We start from the raw sequence: 13,903 nt of genomic DNA on the forward strand, positions 1-13,903 counted from the left end.
CGCGCTGACGATGTCCGCGATGATTTATCTCGCTGGCGGTGCCAGCGCCGCTATGCCCACGACTACGCCGCTCCGAACGCGCTTCGACGCCGATCGACCCGTCGTCGGGATGGTCCACCTCCCGCCCTTGCCGGGCGCACCGGGGTTCGACGGTGACCGCGACGCCGTCCGCACGCGCGCCCTCGAGGACGCCCGCCGCCTCGAGACCGGCGGGATCGACGGACTCGTCCTCGAGAACTTCGGCGACGCGCCCTTTCACCCCGACGACGTCCCGAAACACACCGTCGCCGAGATGACCGCTGTCGCGACCGAAGTAACCGACGCCGTAGCCGTCCCGGTCGGGATCAACGTCCTGCGCAACGACGCCGACGCCGCCCTCTCGGTCGCCGCGGCGGTCGACGCCGACTTCGTCCGCGTGAACGTCCACGTCGGCACCGCCGCGACCGACCAGGGCGTTCTCGAGGGACGGGCCCACGAGACGCTCCGGCTTCGCGACCGGATCGACGCCGACGTGGCCATCCTCGCGGACGTTCACGTCAAACACGCGACGCCGGTCGGCGACCGATCGATCGAGCGGGCCGCCCTCGAGGCGGTCGAGCGCGGCCGCGCGGACGGCGTCATCGTTTCGGGCCCCGGAACCGGCGACGAGACCGCACTCGAGGACGTCGAGCGGGTCGCGGATGCGCTGGACGCGACCGACGCGGCCGATCGCGCGCCCGTCTTCGTCGGCAGCGGCGTCACGAGCGAGACCGTCGCCGACTGCTTCGCGGCCGGCGCCGACGGCGTCATCGTCGGCACGGCGTTGAAGGAGGGCGCCGAGACGACCAACCCCGTCTCGAGCGAGCGCGTCGGGGACCTCGTGGCCGCGCGGGACGCGGACTCGAGTGCGGACTGACGGTCCGGCCGGTCGATACGGCTCTACTCCCAGTTGTACAACGCGTCCCGGAAAATTTCCGCCGCGTCGGCTTCCGTCACCGGTCGCGGGTTACAGCGCAGCAGCCGCTGCTGGGTCTCGACGGTCTGGCTCGCGAGCCAGTCGACGTCCTCCTCGGTGACGCCGGCGAGTTCGTTCAGTCCGCTGGGGACCACGTTCAGGTCCCGCTGGAGGCGGACGTACTCCTCTCGAGCGCGGTCGGCAGCCGCCCGCGTCCCGAGCCCGTCGGTGTCGGCGCCCAACATCTCCGCGACGCGAACGAACCGCTCGGGGTCGCTGGCGACGTTGTACCCCAGCGTGCTCGCCGGCGTGAGGACCGCAATCGTCTCACCGTGGTAGGTGTGGTATCGGTTCCCGACCGGGTAGGCCATCGCGTGACAGAGGCTCGCGCCCGCCGTGAGCCCGGCGATGGCGCCGAAGAGAGCGCCCTTGAGCATCGCCGCCCGCGCCTCGAGGTCGTCGCCGTTGTGGACCGCGGTCCGGACGTTGCTCGAGAGCAACCGAATGGCCCTCTCGGAGAACATCTCGGTGAGTTCCGTCCGACCGGCGTAGACGGGCCGGGTCTCCGGATCCGACGCCCGCAGGAGGCCGTCGAACGGATGGGTCGTGTACCCCTCGATGGCGTGGCCGAGCGCGTCCATCGCCGTCTTCCCCGTCGTCTCGGGCGGGAGCGTCGTCGTGAACGTCGGATCGAGTACGGCCGCGTCGGCACGGATGTGGTTGCTCGAGATCCCCTCCTTGATATCCTTCTCCTCGACCGAGAGGATGGCGACCGGCGAAATCTCGGCGCCGGTCCCGGCAGTCGTCGGCATGAGTACCAGCGGCGGGCCCGACTCGGTGAGCGACTCGCCCGCGCCGGTCGGCTCCGCGATGTAGTCGAGTACCTGCCCGCCGTTGGCGATCACCGCGCGGGTGGCCTTCGCGACGTCGATGCAACTGCCGCCGCCGAAGCCGACGTAGAAGTCGTAGCCCGCCTCGCCCTCGTTCGCGCGGACGAACTCGATGCAGCGGTCGACGTTCTCGATCGACGGCTCGCGTTCGGCGCCGTCCCAGACGGTGACGTCGTAGCCCGCGTCCTCGAGGTGGTCCGTGACGCGGTCGACGTGGCCGACGTCCGCGAGCGTCTCGTCGGTGACGACGAGACCGTGCGGGTCGTCCGCGGCGTCGACACCCAGATCGGCGAGCTGAAAGCCCAGCTCTTCGACCGCGTTGCGGCCGAACCGGATCTGGGGCATCTGGAGGTGCCAGACCGTCTCCGGCGCGAGGTCGTGCTCGGGCGCCGACACGGAGCGGTCGTAGCCCGACATCAGTTCCCCCACCCGTCTTCGATCTCGGAGAACTGCTCGGTGTCGTGGCCGTAGACGACCTCGGCGTCGTGGCGGCGCTCGAGTTCCTTGATCCGCCGGAGGCTGTCGAACCACTCGGTTTTCCCCCAGAGCAGGCTCGCGCCGAGCGGTTCCTCCGCCTCGTAGTTCGGCGCCTGATAGACCTGATCGCCGGTGAAGACGAGCGTCCCGTCGTCGTCGAGGTGGATCACCGTACCCGTCAACCCGGGCGTGTGGCCGGGGAACCGGACGAACTCGACGTCCGTGAAATGCTCCTCGCGGTCGCGGTGAACGACCTCCCAGTTCAGGTCGTGGTCGAAGTCCTCGAGGACGTACGCGCCGCTGCCCTTGTCGGTCTTCGCGCTGTAGTAGGCGAACTTGAGTTCCCGCTCGTGGACGTAGATCGGGACGTCCGTCCCGTCGAAGAACTCGAGTCCGCCGGCGTGGTCGAGGTGCAGGTGCGTCTGGAACACCGCATCGATGTCGTCGAGGCGGTACCCCGCCGCCTCGAGGTCGTCGTCGAGCCGATGCTCGTGGGCGTCGTGCGGGTAGAACGCCTGCGAGAGCGCCTCCGGCCAGTGGCCCTCGAGGGCCTCGTGGTGAGAGCCCGTGTCCCAGAGGATCGTCGCCTCGGGGTGGTCGATGACGAGGTTCCAGACCGGAATCTCCTCGTAATCGAGGTCCGGATTCGGCTCGTCGCGGGTTCCGAGGGTCTGGCCCTCGATCATGTAGTTCTGGTCGCACTCGAGGCCACCCCGGTGGATCACGTCGACGGTCGCGTCAACCATTTGAAGACACTGCGAGTTCCTACACTGATTCCGCGAAAAAACGTTTGCGTGAGGATCACACCCAGAGACGGTGGCGAGCACTTTTGCCGCCGGCGGTCACGCGCCGACGATCAGCGGGCCGATCAGCACGCCCATCAGGTGGACGCGGCGAGCGCCGACGCGAATCGGAACCAGTCCGACCGCGGTCGCGACGGCGAAGACGCCGACACCGATGAACCCGGTGAAGAGATACGAGAGACAGCACAAGAGCGAGAGGACGGCGACCGAAATCTTCCAATAGTCCGTCCGACCGACGAGGTCGAGATAGGCGTCCCCGACGACGATCACGAGGACGAAGCCGACGCAGCCGGCGAGGACGATTCCAGCGACCAGGACCGGCAACTCGAGGGGCGCGTTTACGGTGTCGAAAGCGACCATCACGCCGGTTCGGGGCTGGCCGATGGCGACCAGAGCGAACAGCGCGAAGATCGTGTTCGCCGTGTCGACGCCGCTCGTCGCGACGATGTAGCCGCGGTCGCCGGATCGGCCCGGGACGACCACCAGGACCGCGACGGCGGCGATCGCCGCCGAGATGCCCGGAACGTAGCCGACCACGGCGCCCGCCAGCGCCCCGGCGATCGCCGTCCCGCCGACGAGCCGTCGGGACATCGCGATCGACTCGTCGCGCTGTGGCGGCACCCCGCCGCCGCGGATCGCGTCGATCAACACCGGCGCGCCGAACAGGCCCGCGAACAGCGGCGCGAGCATCCCGCCGGCCTCGAGGGGCGCGTCCGTCGCGATATCGAGCGTCAGGGCGCCGAGCGTCGCCGCGAGCGCGAACGACACGAGGCCGCCGAGGCGGGTCCGCCACGTCCGTTCCGACGCGATCAGCGCGACGACGACCATCGCCAGCACGAGCGAGAGGTGGGCCCGGATCGGCGGATACGCGGCCGTCACGCCCCGCGTGACCGGCACGGCCAGCGGGACCGCCGCGAGGACCGCGAGCAAACTGCCCAGCGCCGAGAGCCGGATCGCCTCGTAGCCCCGGCCCTCGAGGACCAGCCGGTGGCCCGGCAGCGCGGTGATCGCCATCTCGGCGTCGGGCACCCCGAGCGCCATCGCGGGGACGGCGTTGACGAACGTGTGGACGACGCCGGCCGCGAGCATCGCGCAGCCGACGAACAGCGGCCGGCCGGGGATCGACGGCGCGAAGCCGGCGAGCAGGAGGGTGAAGTTGTTCGCGTGGAGTCCCGGGACGAGCCCGCTACAGCAGCCGAGCGCCGCGCCGGCCAGGGTCCACGCGAGCAGTCCCAGCGTCAGCGACGGCTCGGCGAGGATCTCGACCGACGCGGGGACAGCGACCATCGCTCCCTCTGGCCGCGGCTCGTCGGATAAACTCGAGGATGATCGAACGACGATGGGAGGAACCGATCGCCACGGCGTTCAGAATCGTCGGAGCGAACGCGGCGTCGTATCGGCGACCGGCGCCGTCTCCGGTCGCGGTCACTGCGATCCAGCCGCTCCCGGCCCAGTCGAGCCCGACGTGGCTGTTCATGTCGCCCCCTCGAACAGTTTCGACGTCACTCTATCGCTTCCGGCTGGTCGGCTCAGCGCGACGACGACTCGAACGGAGTCCGAACGGGTTCCGGAAGGGAGTCGGGATCGAGCAACGACTCGACGCTCGAGACGACGGCGTCGGCGGCCGCTGCGGACTCGTCACCCCCGAAATCGTCAGCTCTTGTCACGTACACCGTCCGGAATCCGGCGTCGTGCGCGCCGACGATATCGGCCTCGTAGTCGTCGCCGACGAATACGTACTCGTCGGCCGGCAGCCGCTCCATCGCGGCGTCGAAGATCCGTCGGTCGGGTTTCCACGCGCCGACGTCGCTCGAGACGACGACCTCGTCGACCGATTCGTCGAATCCGTGGCGCTCGACTTTCGCCCGCTGCTGTCGCCCGTCGCCGTTCGTCAGGATTCCGGTCGGACGGGTCTCTGCGACCCGCTCGACGGTCCGCGTCGCTGCCGCCGGCGCAGTAGTAGCTTCGAGTTCCCGCTCGCGGTACTCCCGAGCGAGCGTCTCCGGCGCCGCGTCGAGTCTCGTCACGGCCGCGACCGCCTCGAACGCCTCGCGGTAGGGGTCGGCCTCGCAGCGCTCGAGGGCCTCGAGCAGGCGGTCGACGTACGTCTCGTAGGCGGCGTCGGTCGACTCGCCGTACGGGGAGACGGTCGCCTCGAACAGGTCCGCGAACGGGACCGCGTAGGTACACAGCGTTCCGTCGAGGTCGAAGTAGACGGCGGTCGTCACACGCCGTTCGTCTCGCGGCGCGGAGAAGTAGCTGTTCGTCCGTCGCGTCGAAAGAAAATCGGGATTGCTGAAATCGTCGCGTCGCGACTTAGCCGAAGAGTTCGCCGAGGCCCTCGCCGCCGGCGTCGTCGTCTTCGTCGTCGTCCTCGTCCGTCGTGTCCGGGACGTCGCTGGTCTCTTCGGCCTCTTCCTCCTCGCCGCCTTCGTCGCCACCGGCGTCACCGGCCGCGGCGCCGCCTGCGGCGGCTCCGCCCGCGGGGACCGCGGCGGCCTCGGAGACTGCCTCGTCGATGTCGACGTCCTCGAGCGCGGCGACGAGCGCCTTGACTCGGGACTCCTCGACGTCGACGCCGGCAGCGTCGAGCACGTCGGTCAGGTTGTCTTCGTTGATCTCTTCGCCCGATTCGTTCAGGATGAGTGCAGCGTAAACGTATTCCATTGTAGTGTCCTCCAGTAGTGATTATCCGAACATCTCGCCGAGACCGGCCCCGCCGTCACCGTCGTCTTCGTCGTCATCGTCGGTGTCGGCGTCGGCCTCGTCGGCGTCAGCTTCGGTGTCGTCCTGTTCGTCAGCCGATTCCTCGTCGCCCTCGTCGGCGGCCGCCGGTTCGGCGGCCGCGTCGACGTCCTGTAGTTCCTCAGGCAGCGCCTCCTCGTCGTCGATCTGGGCCGCGAGCGCACGCAGCTGTGCGTCGGCCTTGCTGACGAGGTCGGGCATCAGCTCTTCGTCCTCGATCGCGGCCTGCAGGCCGAGGCTCTTGGCCTCGCCCGTGGCCTTGGCGATGAGCGTCGGCGCTGTCGACGCGGTCGGGAACGACGCGTTGATCGCGAGGTTCCGTGCGCGTGCGGCGGCGGTCGACACGTCGCTCTCGTAGGCCTCGACGTCGATGTCGAGGTCCTCGGGGTCGAAGAGGACGCCGTCGGCGACGACGGCGCGAAGGTCGAGTCCGACCTCCTTGGGCTCGATCCCGAGCTCGTTGAGGACGTTCGCCAGATCAGCAGAGACTTCGCCGCCGGCCTCGAGGACCGTCGAGTCCTCCATGACCTGAATCGAACCCTCCTCGATCCGTGCGTTGGCACCGATGCTCTGGAGTTCGCCGACGAACGGCCCCGGGTCGACCCCGGTGTCACCCTCGGGGATGACGATGTCGTTCGGGGCGACCTCGCCCTCGTTGATCGGGGCGGGCGTCTTCGACGCCTCGAGCTCCTTGTAGAGCGTGAACGGGTTGTCGTTCGTGCCGACGATCCCGACTTGGCCCTCGACGTGATCGACGAGGTCCTCGAGTCCGGACTGCTCCAGTGCGCGGACCTGCAGGGTATTGCGGCTGACGCGGAGCTCGGCGGTACCGTGCAGATCACGGCGCATGTCCTGGAGCTGCTTGCTCGGAATGCCGGTGATGCCGACGATGCCGACGCTGTCGTAGCTCTCGATGATCTCCTGGAGCTCGTCGACTTCCTCTCGCTTCCACTGGGGAAGGTTCTCGGTCTTGCGTTCAGCCTGTGCGCTCATATTAGGCCACCTCCACGGACGGCCCCATCGTCGTCTTCACGTAGACGGCGTCGATGTTCTGGGGCCCCTTCTCGAGGTCGGCGTGCAGGCGACGCAGGATGACGTCGATGTTGTCGGCGATGTTCTCCGCATCCATGTCCTCGGCGCCGACGAGCGTGTGGAACGTTCGTCGGTCGCCGGAGCGAAGCTGCACGGTGTTTTTGAGCCGGTTGACGGTCTCGACGACGTCGTCGTCGGGCGCGAGCGGGTCCGGCATCTTCCCTCGGGGACCGAGAATGGTACCCAGGTGCCGGGCGATATCTTGCATCATCGCCTCTTCGGCGATGAAGAAGTCCGTCTCGTCGGCCATGTCCTTGGCCTCGTCATCGTCCAGATCGGCCACGTCGTCTTCCGAGAGGACCTCGTCCGCCGCCTCTTCGGCGCGGACGGCGGTTTCTCCCTCGGCAATGACGACGATTCGCGTATCCTGGCCGGTTCCGGACGGCAGGACGATAGACTCGTCAACTCGGTTCGACGGTTCGTTTAGGTCGAGGTCGCGCAGATTGATCGCGAGGTCGACCGTCTCGGTAAAGTTCCGATCGGGGGCGTCCTCGAGTGCGCGAGCGACTGCTGTTTCAATATCCGAATCTGCCATCGTTCACCTCCGTAGTACGCAGGAGTGCTCCTACGGGTCAGTGAAACAGGCTAGGCCTGTCTCCTTTGAACGGAGTGCCATGGCGAACTTAAACCCGTCGAACTGCCAGCGCTGCCCTCCTCGATACGCGTGAGTCTCTGTACCGTTCGAACCATTCGCTGACGAACCGTGCGCTTCTCGGTTCGCTCGGGAAACGCGACCGTCCGTCTCGACGGGAAGCGCAGAAATACGTCCGGCGAGCGAAAATATTATATTCTGTGATAGTGTATATTTCCTGTATGTGGCCATTAGATTTATGTAGTGTTAGTGGAGCGACGGGAACCGGGTCGGTCACGCCGCTGACGATCGGCGGACTCGGCTTCGAAACGCTGGAAACGATCGGCCCGCTCGAGCGGGCGGGGTTCCTGTTCGCCGGGACGTTCGTGTTCGCGGTCGTGGTGCTCGGATTGCTTCAGGGGTACGCCCCGCGAACGGTAACGAAGGCCCGCCGGAGTCCGGTTATTTCGATCTGCGTCGGCCTGCCGGGACTGCTCGTCGTCGGCGGACTCGGCAGTACGGGGTACCTGATACTCGGTACGGATCTGGGACCGTTCTTCGGGATTCCGATGATCGTCCTCGGCGGGACGATCGTGCCCGCGTTCACCGCCCTCGGTTTCGTCGCGTTCGGACGGTCGATCGCGGCGCGGCTCAGCCGCGACCGCCTCTCGATCGGTATCGTCCTCGGGAGCCTGCTCGCCGGCATCGCCGGTTTCTCGCTCGCGCTAACCGTCGCCGTAGCGGGTTTCGCCGGCGCCCTCGGAATCGGCGCGGGCGTGCGCGTGATTATGGCTACCGGCGGGACGTCCCGGCCCGACGACCGCACCGTCCCCCCCGCGAACGAGATCTAACCCAGGGGTCGATCGACGGACGAGATCAACGAGACGTCACACTCGAACGTCGCCCCAGACGCCGTGACTAGTCCTGTGTCGCTTTCGCACTCACCGTCGCGTCCGCCTCGACGGGCACGTCGTAGCCGTGGGTGTGGAACGACCCGAGGCAGAGGTACAACCCGCGTTCGTAGATGTCCGGCTCCTTCTGGACCCCGAGATGCGAGCCGATCTTCGCGTCCGCCCAGTAGGCGCTGTGGGGCCCCTCGAACAGCCGCTTGACGAGTCGCGCGTCGACCTCGAGTTTGACGTAGCCGTCGTACTCCACGGGGCGCGGATCCGACACGTACCGGTAGCCGCCGCCGTTCATCGAGAGCTCGAGATAAACGTCGTCGACCAGCGAGATCAGGACCGTCGTCTCGGTGCCGTACCCGATTCGCTCGCGCTTTTCCTCCAAGCTCTCGTAGGCGTAGGGAACGTACGCCTGGAGCTCCGACAGCGTCGGCATCGGATCGGCCTCGTACTCGAACGATCGCGACGCCAGCTCCTCCTCGATGTAGCGGCGCTTCGCGTCCGGGTCCGCCGGCTCGAACGGCGCGGATCGCTCGCCGGTCTCGAGGTCGATGTGTTCGCCGGAGTTCAAGAAGACGCACTCGTGGTCGTCGGGATCGACGGCGTCGGTGAAGAACTCGAGCGCCTCCTCGCGGGGCGGGTTCGCCGTGTACTCGTTGAGGTGGGCGAGATCGCCCGTCAGCACGTACTCGCCGGCGAATGGCATGTAGTAGCGGGGTTCGAAGATGTCGATGAACTCGAGCGCGCGCTCGTGTTTCTCGCGGATGACCCGGTCGCGTTCGCGGAGCTTCTTCTCGTGGCCGTAGTCGGTGACGGCCTGGGGGTAGAACTGCGCCGCGCTGTACTGGTGACAGAGGAGGTCGACCGTCCCGTACTCGTCGGCGACGGTTCGGCAGACCGACTCGGCGATCGAAAACGGCACGTCGTTGGTGTTGACGACCGTCTGCTCCCCGTTGTCGATGACCGCCATCGAGTCGACCTGCGTCGAGCCCGGCTCCTCCGCGTCGTCGTCGTACCACGTACAGCCGAAGTAGTTCCCGCAGCGCTCCGGATCGCAACCGTCGGCCGCGAGCACGTTGATGTGCATATCGCCCTCGAGCGGCGTGCGCTCGCCGTGGGACAGCTCGATCACGTCGAACCCCAGCGCGGCGATAGCGTCGTGGAGGTAGTCCCACCGGTAGTCGTGGATGAGCACCGGAATGTCCGCGTCCATGCGCTCGAGCGTGTCGGGATCGAAGTGATCCGGATGGATATGTGAGATGTAGATGTAGTCGACGTCGTTGAAGTCCTCCGGGTCGAACTCGGGTTCGGGGTAGTGGGCCCACGAGCCGTAGTACGCGCCGTCCACCAGCCAGGGATCACAGAGAATCGACGTCTGCTCGTCTTCGACGAGAATCGCTGCCGACTCGAGATAGGTCACTCGCATACCGAGGCTCCAACAGCCACGAATCATTTGTTATTATCACAATATGAGACGGTACGCGCTCCCGAACGCGGGATAGGACACAGCTACGGCTCCCTCCTCAACCGTCGGCGTCCCGTGAATCGGCGTCCGGAAGCGGATAGGGACCGACAAAACAGCCGTAGTCGCCGAGTAAACGGCATGTGTTCGATCGCCACGGCTCCGCTATCGGTCGTCGGGACGAACGAAGAATACTCGGTGCGTTCCCGGTTCGGGGCTCGTCGAGCACACCGCCGCTTCGTCGACGAAGACACACCGGAACGTCTGTTCTGCTCGTGTTCCGAGCACTCGCAACTACACGGTCGCGTCGACTGCAAGAACGATGACGCGCTCGTCGACTACGCTGCGGCTTCGTCGAGCAGCACGTCGTCGTACTCGCCGTCGTCGACTCGCTGCTTGAACTCTCGAGCGTCGTTGCCCTCGATGGTGACGCCCATCGAGGCGCAGGTGCCGACGACTTCCTTCGCGGCGTTTTTCGCGTCGTAGGCGAGCAGGTCGGGGTGTTTCTGCTCGGCGATCTGTTTGACCTGTTCGACCGACAGATCCGCGACGAAGTCCTTCTGGGGTTCGCCGCTGCCGGTCTCGAAGCCGGCTTCGTCCTTGATCAGTTCGGCCGTCGGCGGGACACCGACGTCGATTTCGAAGGAGCCGTCGTCCTCGTAGTCGACGGTGACGGGGACTTCGGTGCCGTCGAACGCTTCCGTCTGGTCGTTGATCTCCTGTACGACCGCCTGCACGTCGACAGGGGTCGGTCCGAGCTCGGGACCGAGCGGCGGGCCAGGGTTGGCCTGGCCACCCGGAACGAGCACTTCGATGGTTCCAGCCATACCCGTCACAACCCGTGCGCGAGTTTTAAGGGTTGCTAATTCGGGCAGTGAGGTCTGTGATACGGTGTCGTACGCCTCGCGGCTCGGCCGTCACTCGACGCTTTCGGTCCGCCACTCGGCGAACGACTCGAGGACGTGGGCCTCGTCGAAGCGTTCGATACAGGGGACGTCGTACGGGTGGATCGCTTCGACGCGGTCGACCAGGTCGTCGTAGGCGTCGGCGGTCGTCTTCGCGAGCAGAACGGCTTCGTCGTCGCGGTGAATCTCGCCCTCCCAACGGTAGGTGGAGGTCGTCGACAGTCGGTTAACGCAGGCCGCGAGTCGGTCCTCGACGAGCGTCTCGGCGATCCTATCTGCTTCGGACGGCGGAACCGTGATGTAGACCGTTGGCATTCGTGTCGCCGGCTACGCTCGAGACGGAGAAAAGTCCCGTGACGTCGTCGCGGGACGACCGCAGGGCTCTAGAGACGTCGATCGGCGTCGATCCGGGCGGCCGCGCCCTCGTCAGTCCGCGTTCGCGTTACCGGAGACGGGATTGAACGTTCCGTTGATGTCCCACTCGTGAATGCAGTGTGGATTGCCGACCTGCTTTTCGCCGTCTTCGCGGGCGATCTGCCAGGCCTCGAGGTTGTCGTCCCATCGCTCGGTTCGACCGCACCGTTCGCAGACGCGGGCAGTCGGCGGTTGTACTTGCGCGCTCATTGTCGACCGTGGGAACTGAACGCATATAACACTATCCGTGTGCGGCAACTTCTGCCCCGGATTCGTTCACGATTTTTGGAGAATTTAAAATTAGCGAGCCGATAGCAGCGTTGGACCGATCGGTGCCGGTCGCGGGAAACGCCGAGCGGGACTTAGAGCCGGTCGCCGTCGGTGCCGAGGCGCTGGCTCGGTTCCGCCACCGTCGCGCCGTCGATCGGCGGCTCCGACTGATCGGTCGGGAGGTATCGCCCCGTCGGAGAGCGGTACCGAACGACGAGCGACCACATGACCGCGGTCCCCAGCAGTCCGATCGCCGAGAACGTCATCCCCAGCGAGTAGAAGGTCCCGGTATAGATCACGGCGAGCGCGAACTTGGGAACGCTGGTCGCCAGCGGGATTCGCGCGTCGAGGTCGCGCAGCGTCGGGAGCAATGCGACGACGGTGAGTAAACTGCCGCCGAGAAAGACGAGATCGTGCCAAGACATACGATGGATACTCGGTTATGAGTAAATAGCCTTCCGGTTAGGATCGGTCGGTTGACTCCGTCTCGAGCGGGTTTTGATCCGGGGCGTCGGACTCGACGACGAGAGACAGCACCGGCGGTCGCGCGCCTGTCGGTGGCGGGTAGGCGACCGCGTGCTCGCAGTTACGAAACGGATGCTCCGAAAACGATGGTCCGAACTGAAACCGGCAGTACCGACACTGACGCGAGACTCGCTCTGCCGGCGGTCCCGATCAGTAGACGGCGTCTCTGATCTCCTCGCGGAGCTCGTCGAACTGTTCGAGGTAGTCGCGACGTTCGGCTCGCAGTTCCGCGACGGCCTCGTCGTAGTCCTCGACGTGGTCGGGAACGTAGTACTCGCCGATGTCGAATCCGGGCACGCTCTCGGGGATCGTCAGCCCGGTGCGGTCGTCGTCGGTCCACTCGATCGTCCCTCGGGCGGCCTCGGTGAGGATGGTGACGGACTCCTCGACGCCGACGTCCGCGGACTTCTCACCGAGATAACCCGTGTTGATGACGTAACACTCGATGTCCAGCGCCTCGATGAGGTCCCGGAAGATGTTCCCCTCCTCGCCCTCGGGGCCGATGATGAAGGGATTGGTCCCGACGACGCGGATCGACTCGCCCGCGCGGGACGGATCGCCGGCGCTGGTCTCGATCGACTCGCCGAGCATGAAGGCGACGGCCGCCTGATCGTCCGTGAGCTTCGCGACCGGCGGCATCAGCGGATTCCGGGTGATGAAGAAGGCCTGATCCATCCGCTCTAAGTCGATCTCCTCGTCGGCGCTCTCGAGCTGGTCGCGCTGGACGACCGCCCGGGAGTTCGAGGTGTAGCGATCCTCGTCGAAGTGGACCGTCCCGTCGTCGTCGACGGCGACGTTCTCGAAGACCGCCGACTCGTGGGTCGCGGCCTCGTAGAGTTCGGGTTGTTCCTCGGCGTCGAGGCCGATGGTCTTGATGAACAGCCCCTCGCCCTCGCTGCCGGCGACGGTACCGTCGGGCAGGAGGCCGCAGACGTCGTCCTGGAGCATCGTGGCGTCTTCGGGGTCCTCGAGCCAGCAGCCGTGGGAGGTGAGCGTCGACTTGCCGGTCGCCGACAGGCCCATGAACACCTGGCCGACGGTCTGGAGGTCGCCCTCCTCGTTACGAACGCGCACGCGCTTGCTGCCCGCGTGGAGGCCGAGGCCGCCCTGTTCCTTGATTCGGTACATGTACAGCCGGAGGAACGACTTCTTCGCCTCGCCGATGTAGTCGGTCCCCAGCACGGCGGTAAAGCCTTCGTCTGGAAGGACGCGGATTGCGGTCTCGTCGTAGTCGGGGTCCATGACCGTGTAGAGGTCGGGTTCTCGACCGTCCGACGGTTCGAACAGGTCCCGCCAGCCCAACGCGATGTGGGCGTGCTCGACGGGGACGAACAGTCGGCAACAGAAGGTCGCGTCGGGATGGCGTCCCATCAGCCGATCGACGCAGACCATCTCGCGGTCGCCCGCGCGGGCGATCGCGTCGTCGACGAGTTCGCGGTCGGGCTCGTCGAACGCGGCGTCGACGGCGTTTTTCGTCAGATCGGCGCTTCGGGATCGCGTTTCGCTGACGTACGACGGCGATCCGAACTCGGTCGTCGTCTCGTCGTCGGCCGCGAGGTCGCGGAGTTCCTCGAACGACGGGTCGTACCGGACGTTCGACGCTGTCGTCGGGTCAGGAAGCTCTCGGACCAGCGGACGGGTCTCCGCCCCGGTTTCGGACATATACGTAACTCACCATCGCCGCAATGTATAAACATGGAGGATCCTTCTCCCTGTGTGTCACGTCTTCACCAATCACTGTGGGTGAGGGACGATTTCGGACCGCAGTGGCGGTGAGGGGCAGATTCGTCGATTTCCCACTAACTATACGAAACCAGATACGAACGGGAAAGGTACTCGAAACCGAAATAATTTCTACTCGAGAGCGATCGGTTCGATATCGATCCCTCTCACAGGGTCGTATCGACGAGCGC

Annotated in this window: 15 protein-coding genes; 2 read left to right on the forward strand and 13 right to left on the reverse strand. The window is 66.3% G+C overall.

The window, feature by feature from the left end; translation table 11 throughout:
* The first annotated feature begins 52 nt into the window (after nucleotides 1-52).
* Entirely contained in the window at nucleotides 53-895 is an 843-nt protein-coding gene (locus HTZ84_RS08700; RefSeq protein WP_174680311.1) for a BtpA/SgcQ family protein, read from the forward strand.
* A 23-nt stretch (nucleotides 896-918) separates the two neighbouring features.
* On the opposite strand, the gene HTZ84_RS08705 is transcribed toward HTZ84_RS08700, so the two are convergent.
* From HTZ84_RS08705 to HTZ84_RS08735, 7 genes are all read right to left on the reverse strand, one after another.
* Nucleotides 919-2,241 carry a hydroxyacid-oxoacid transhydrogenase gene (locus tag HTZ84_RS08705; RefSeq protein WP_174680312.1) on the reverse strand — a complete coding sequence of 441 codons (1,323 nt, stop codon included), beginning with the start codon at nucleotides 2,239-2,241 and terminating at the stop codon, nucleotides 919-921.
* Entirely contained in the window at nucleotides 2,241-3,047 is an 807-nt protein-coding gene (locus tag HTZ84_RS08710) for an N-acyl homoserine lactonase family protein (RefSeq protein ID WP_174680313.1), read from the reverse strand. Before HTZ84_RS08710 ends, HTZ84_RS08705 begins: the two co-directional genes overlap by 1 nt.
* Nucleotides 3,048-3,143: 96 nt before the next feature.
* Nucleotides 3,144-4,391, reverse strand: coding sequence for a tripartite tricarboxylate transporter permease (locus tag HTZ84_RS08715; RefSeq protein WP_174680314.1), 1,248 nt, complete (start codon nucleotides 4,389-4,391; stop codon nucleotides 3,144-3,146).
* A gap of 242 nt (nucleotides 4,392-4,633) precedes the next feature.
* Nucleotides 4,634-5,332 carry an HAD family hydrolase gene (locus HTZ84_RS08720; RefSeq protein WP_174680315.1) on the reverse strand — a complete coding sequence of 233 codons (699 nt, stop codon included), beginning with the start codon at nucleotides 5,330-5,332 and terminating at the stop codon, nucleotides 4,634-4,636.
* Nucleotides 5,333-5,420: 88 nt separating this feature from the next.
* Entirely contained in the window at nucleotides 5,421-5,771 is a 351-nt protein-coding gene (rpl12p, locus tag HTZ84_RS08725) for a 50S ribosomal protein P1 (RefSeq protein ID WP_008896772.1), read from the reverse strand.
* A gap of 21 nt (nucleotides 5,772-5,792) precedes the next feature.
* A complete protein-coding gene (locus tag HTZ84_RS08730; protein WP_174680316.1) occupies nucleotides 5,793-6,842 on the reverse strand; it encodes a 50S ribosomal protein L10 in 1,050 nt (349 codons plus the stop codon).
* Between the two features lies 1 nt (nucleotide 6,843).
* Entirely contained in the window at nucleotides 6,844-7,476 is a 633-nt protein-coding gene (locus HTZ84_RS08735) for a 50S ribosomal protein L1 (protein WP_008896770.1), read from the reverse strand.
* 278 nt (nucleotides 7,477-7,754) lie between these two features.
* Between HTZ84_RS08735 and HTZ84_RS08740 the strand changes: the two genes are divergently transcribed.
* The gene (locus HTZ84_RS08740; protein ID WP_174680317.1) at nucleotides 7,755-8,363 is read left to right on the forward strand and encodes a hypothetical protein; all 609 of its coding nucleotides are present in this window, start codon (nucleotides 7,755-7,757) and stop codon (nucleotides 8,361-8,363) included.
* A gap of 67 nt (nucleotides 8,364-8,430) precedes the next feature.
* Here HTZ84_RS08740 and HTZ84_RS08745 read toward each other — a convergent pair whose 3' ends face one another.
* The 6 genes from HTZ84_RS08745 to HTZ84_RS08770 form a co-directional block, all read right to left on the reverse strand.
* The gene (locus HTZ84_RS08745) at nucleotides 8,431-9,840 is read right to left on the reverse strand and encodes an MBL fold metallo-hydrolase (protein WP_174680318.1); all 1,410 of its coding nucleotides are present in this window, start codon (nucleotides 9,838-9,840) and stop codon (nucleotides 8,431-8,433) included.
* A 374-nt stretch (nucleotides 9,841-10,214) separates the two neighbouring features.
* Nucleotides 10,215-10,703, reverse strand: a complete 489-nt coding sequence (locus HTZ84_RS08750; RefSeq protein ID WP_174680319.1) for a 50S ribosomal protein L11 — start codon at nucleotides 10,701-10,703, stop codon at nucleotides 10,215-10,217.
* Nucleotides 10,704-10,793: 90 nt separating this feature from the next.
* The gene (gene cutA / locus HTZ84_RS08755) at nucleotides 10,794-11,096 is read right to left on the reverse strand and encodes a divalent-cation tolerance protein CutA (RefSeq protein WP_174680320.1); all 303 of its coding nucleotides are present in this window, start codon (nucleotides 11,094-11,096) and stop codon (nucleotides 10,794-10,796) included.
* 111 nt (nucleotides 11,097-11,207) lie between these two features.
* Nucleotides 11,208-11,405, reverse strand: coding sequence for an HEWD family protein (locus HTZ84_RS08760; RefSeq protein WP_174680321.1), 198 nt, complete (start codon nucleotides 11,403-11,405; stop codon nucleotides 11,208-11,210).
* Between the two features lie 152 nt (nucleotides 11,406-11,557).
* Entirely contained in the window at nucleotides 11,558-11,890 is a 333-nt protein-coding gene (locus HTZ84_RS08765) for a hypothetical protein (RefSeq protein ID WP_174680322.1), read from the reverse strand.
* A gap of 250 nt (nucleotides 11,891-12,140) precedes the next feature.
* A complete protein-coding gene (locus HTZ84_RS08770; protein ID WP_174680323.1) occupies nucleotides 12,141-13,652 on the reverse strand; it encodes a phosphoenolpyruvate carboxykinase (ATP) in 1,512 nt (503 codons plus the stop codon).
* Between the last annotated feature and the right edge of the window lie 251 nt (nucleotides 13,653-13,903).

It is taken from the genome of Haloterrigena gelatinilytica, from assembly GCF_013342145.1.
GTDB classification, from domain to species: Archaea; Halobacteriota; Halobacteria; order Halobacteriales; family Natrialbaceae; genus Haloterrigena; species Haloterrigena gelatinilytica.

Excerpts from the sequence above, each read along its gene's own strand:
- HTZ84_RS08700 (WP_174680311.1), top strand. The coding sequence starts at position 53 with ATGCCCACGACTACGCCGCTCCGAACGCGCTTCGACGCCGATCGACCC.
- HTZ84_RS08705 (WP_174680312.1), bottom strand. The coding sequence starts at position 2,241 with ATGTCGGGCTACGACCGCTCCGTGTCGGCGCCCGAGCACGACCTCGCG.
- HTZ84_RS08710 (WP_174680313.1), bottom strand. The coding sequence starts at position 3,047 with ATGGTTGACGCGACCGTCGACGTGATCCACCGGGGTGGCCTCGAGTGC.
- HTZ84_RS08715 (WP_174680314.1), bottom strand. The coding sequence starts at position 4,391 with ATGGTCGCTGTCCCCGCGTCGGTCGAGATCCTCGCCGAGCCGTCGCTG.
- rpl12p (WP_008896772.1), bottom strand. The coding sequence starts at position 5,771 with ATGGAATACGTTTACGCTGCACTCATCCTGAACGAATCGGGCGAAGAG.
- HTZ84_RS08730 (WP_174680316.1), bottom strand. The coding sequence starts at position 6,842 with ATGAGCGCACAGGCTGAACGCAAGACCGAGAACCTTCCCCAGTGGAAG.
- HTZ84_RS08735 (WP_008896770.1), bottom strand. The coding sequence starts at position 7,476 with ATGGCAGATTCGGATATTGAAACAGCAGTCGCTCGCGCACTCGAGGAC.
- HTZ84_RS08740 (WP_174680317.1), top strand. The coding sequence starts at position 7,755 with ATGTGGCCATTAGATTTATGTAGTGTTAGTGGAGCGACGGGAACCGGG.
- HTZ84_RS08745 (WP_174680318.1), bottom strand. The coding sequence starts at position 9,840 with ATGCGAGTGACCTATCTCGAGTCGGCAGCGATTCTCGTCGAAGACGAG.
- HTZ84_RS08750 (WP_174680319.1), bottom strand. The coding sequence starts at position 10,703 with ATGGCTGGAACCATCGAAGTGCTCGTTCCGGGTGGCCAGGCCAACCCT.
- cutA (WP_174680320.1), bottom strand. The coding sequence starts at position 11,096 with ATGCCAACGGTCTACATCACGGTTCCGCCGTCCGAAGCAGATAGGATC.
- HTZ84_RS08760 (WP_174680321.1), bottom strand. The coding sequence starts at position 11,405 with ATGAGCGCGCAAGTACAACCGCCGACTGCCCGCGTCTGCGAACGGTGC.
- HTZ84_RS08765 (WP_174680322.1), bottom strand. The coding sequence starts at position 11,890 with ATGTCTTGGCACGATCTCGTCTTTCTCGGCGGCAGTTTACTCACCGTC.
- HTZ84_RS08770 (WP_174680323.1), bottom strand. The coding sequence starts at position 13,652 with ATGTCCGAAACCGGGGCGGAGACCCGTCCGCTGGTCCGAGAGCTTCCT.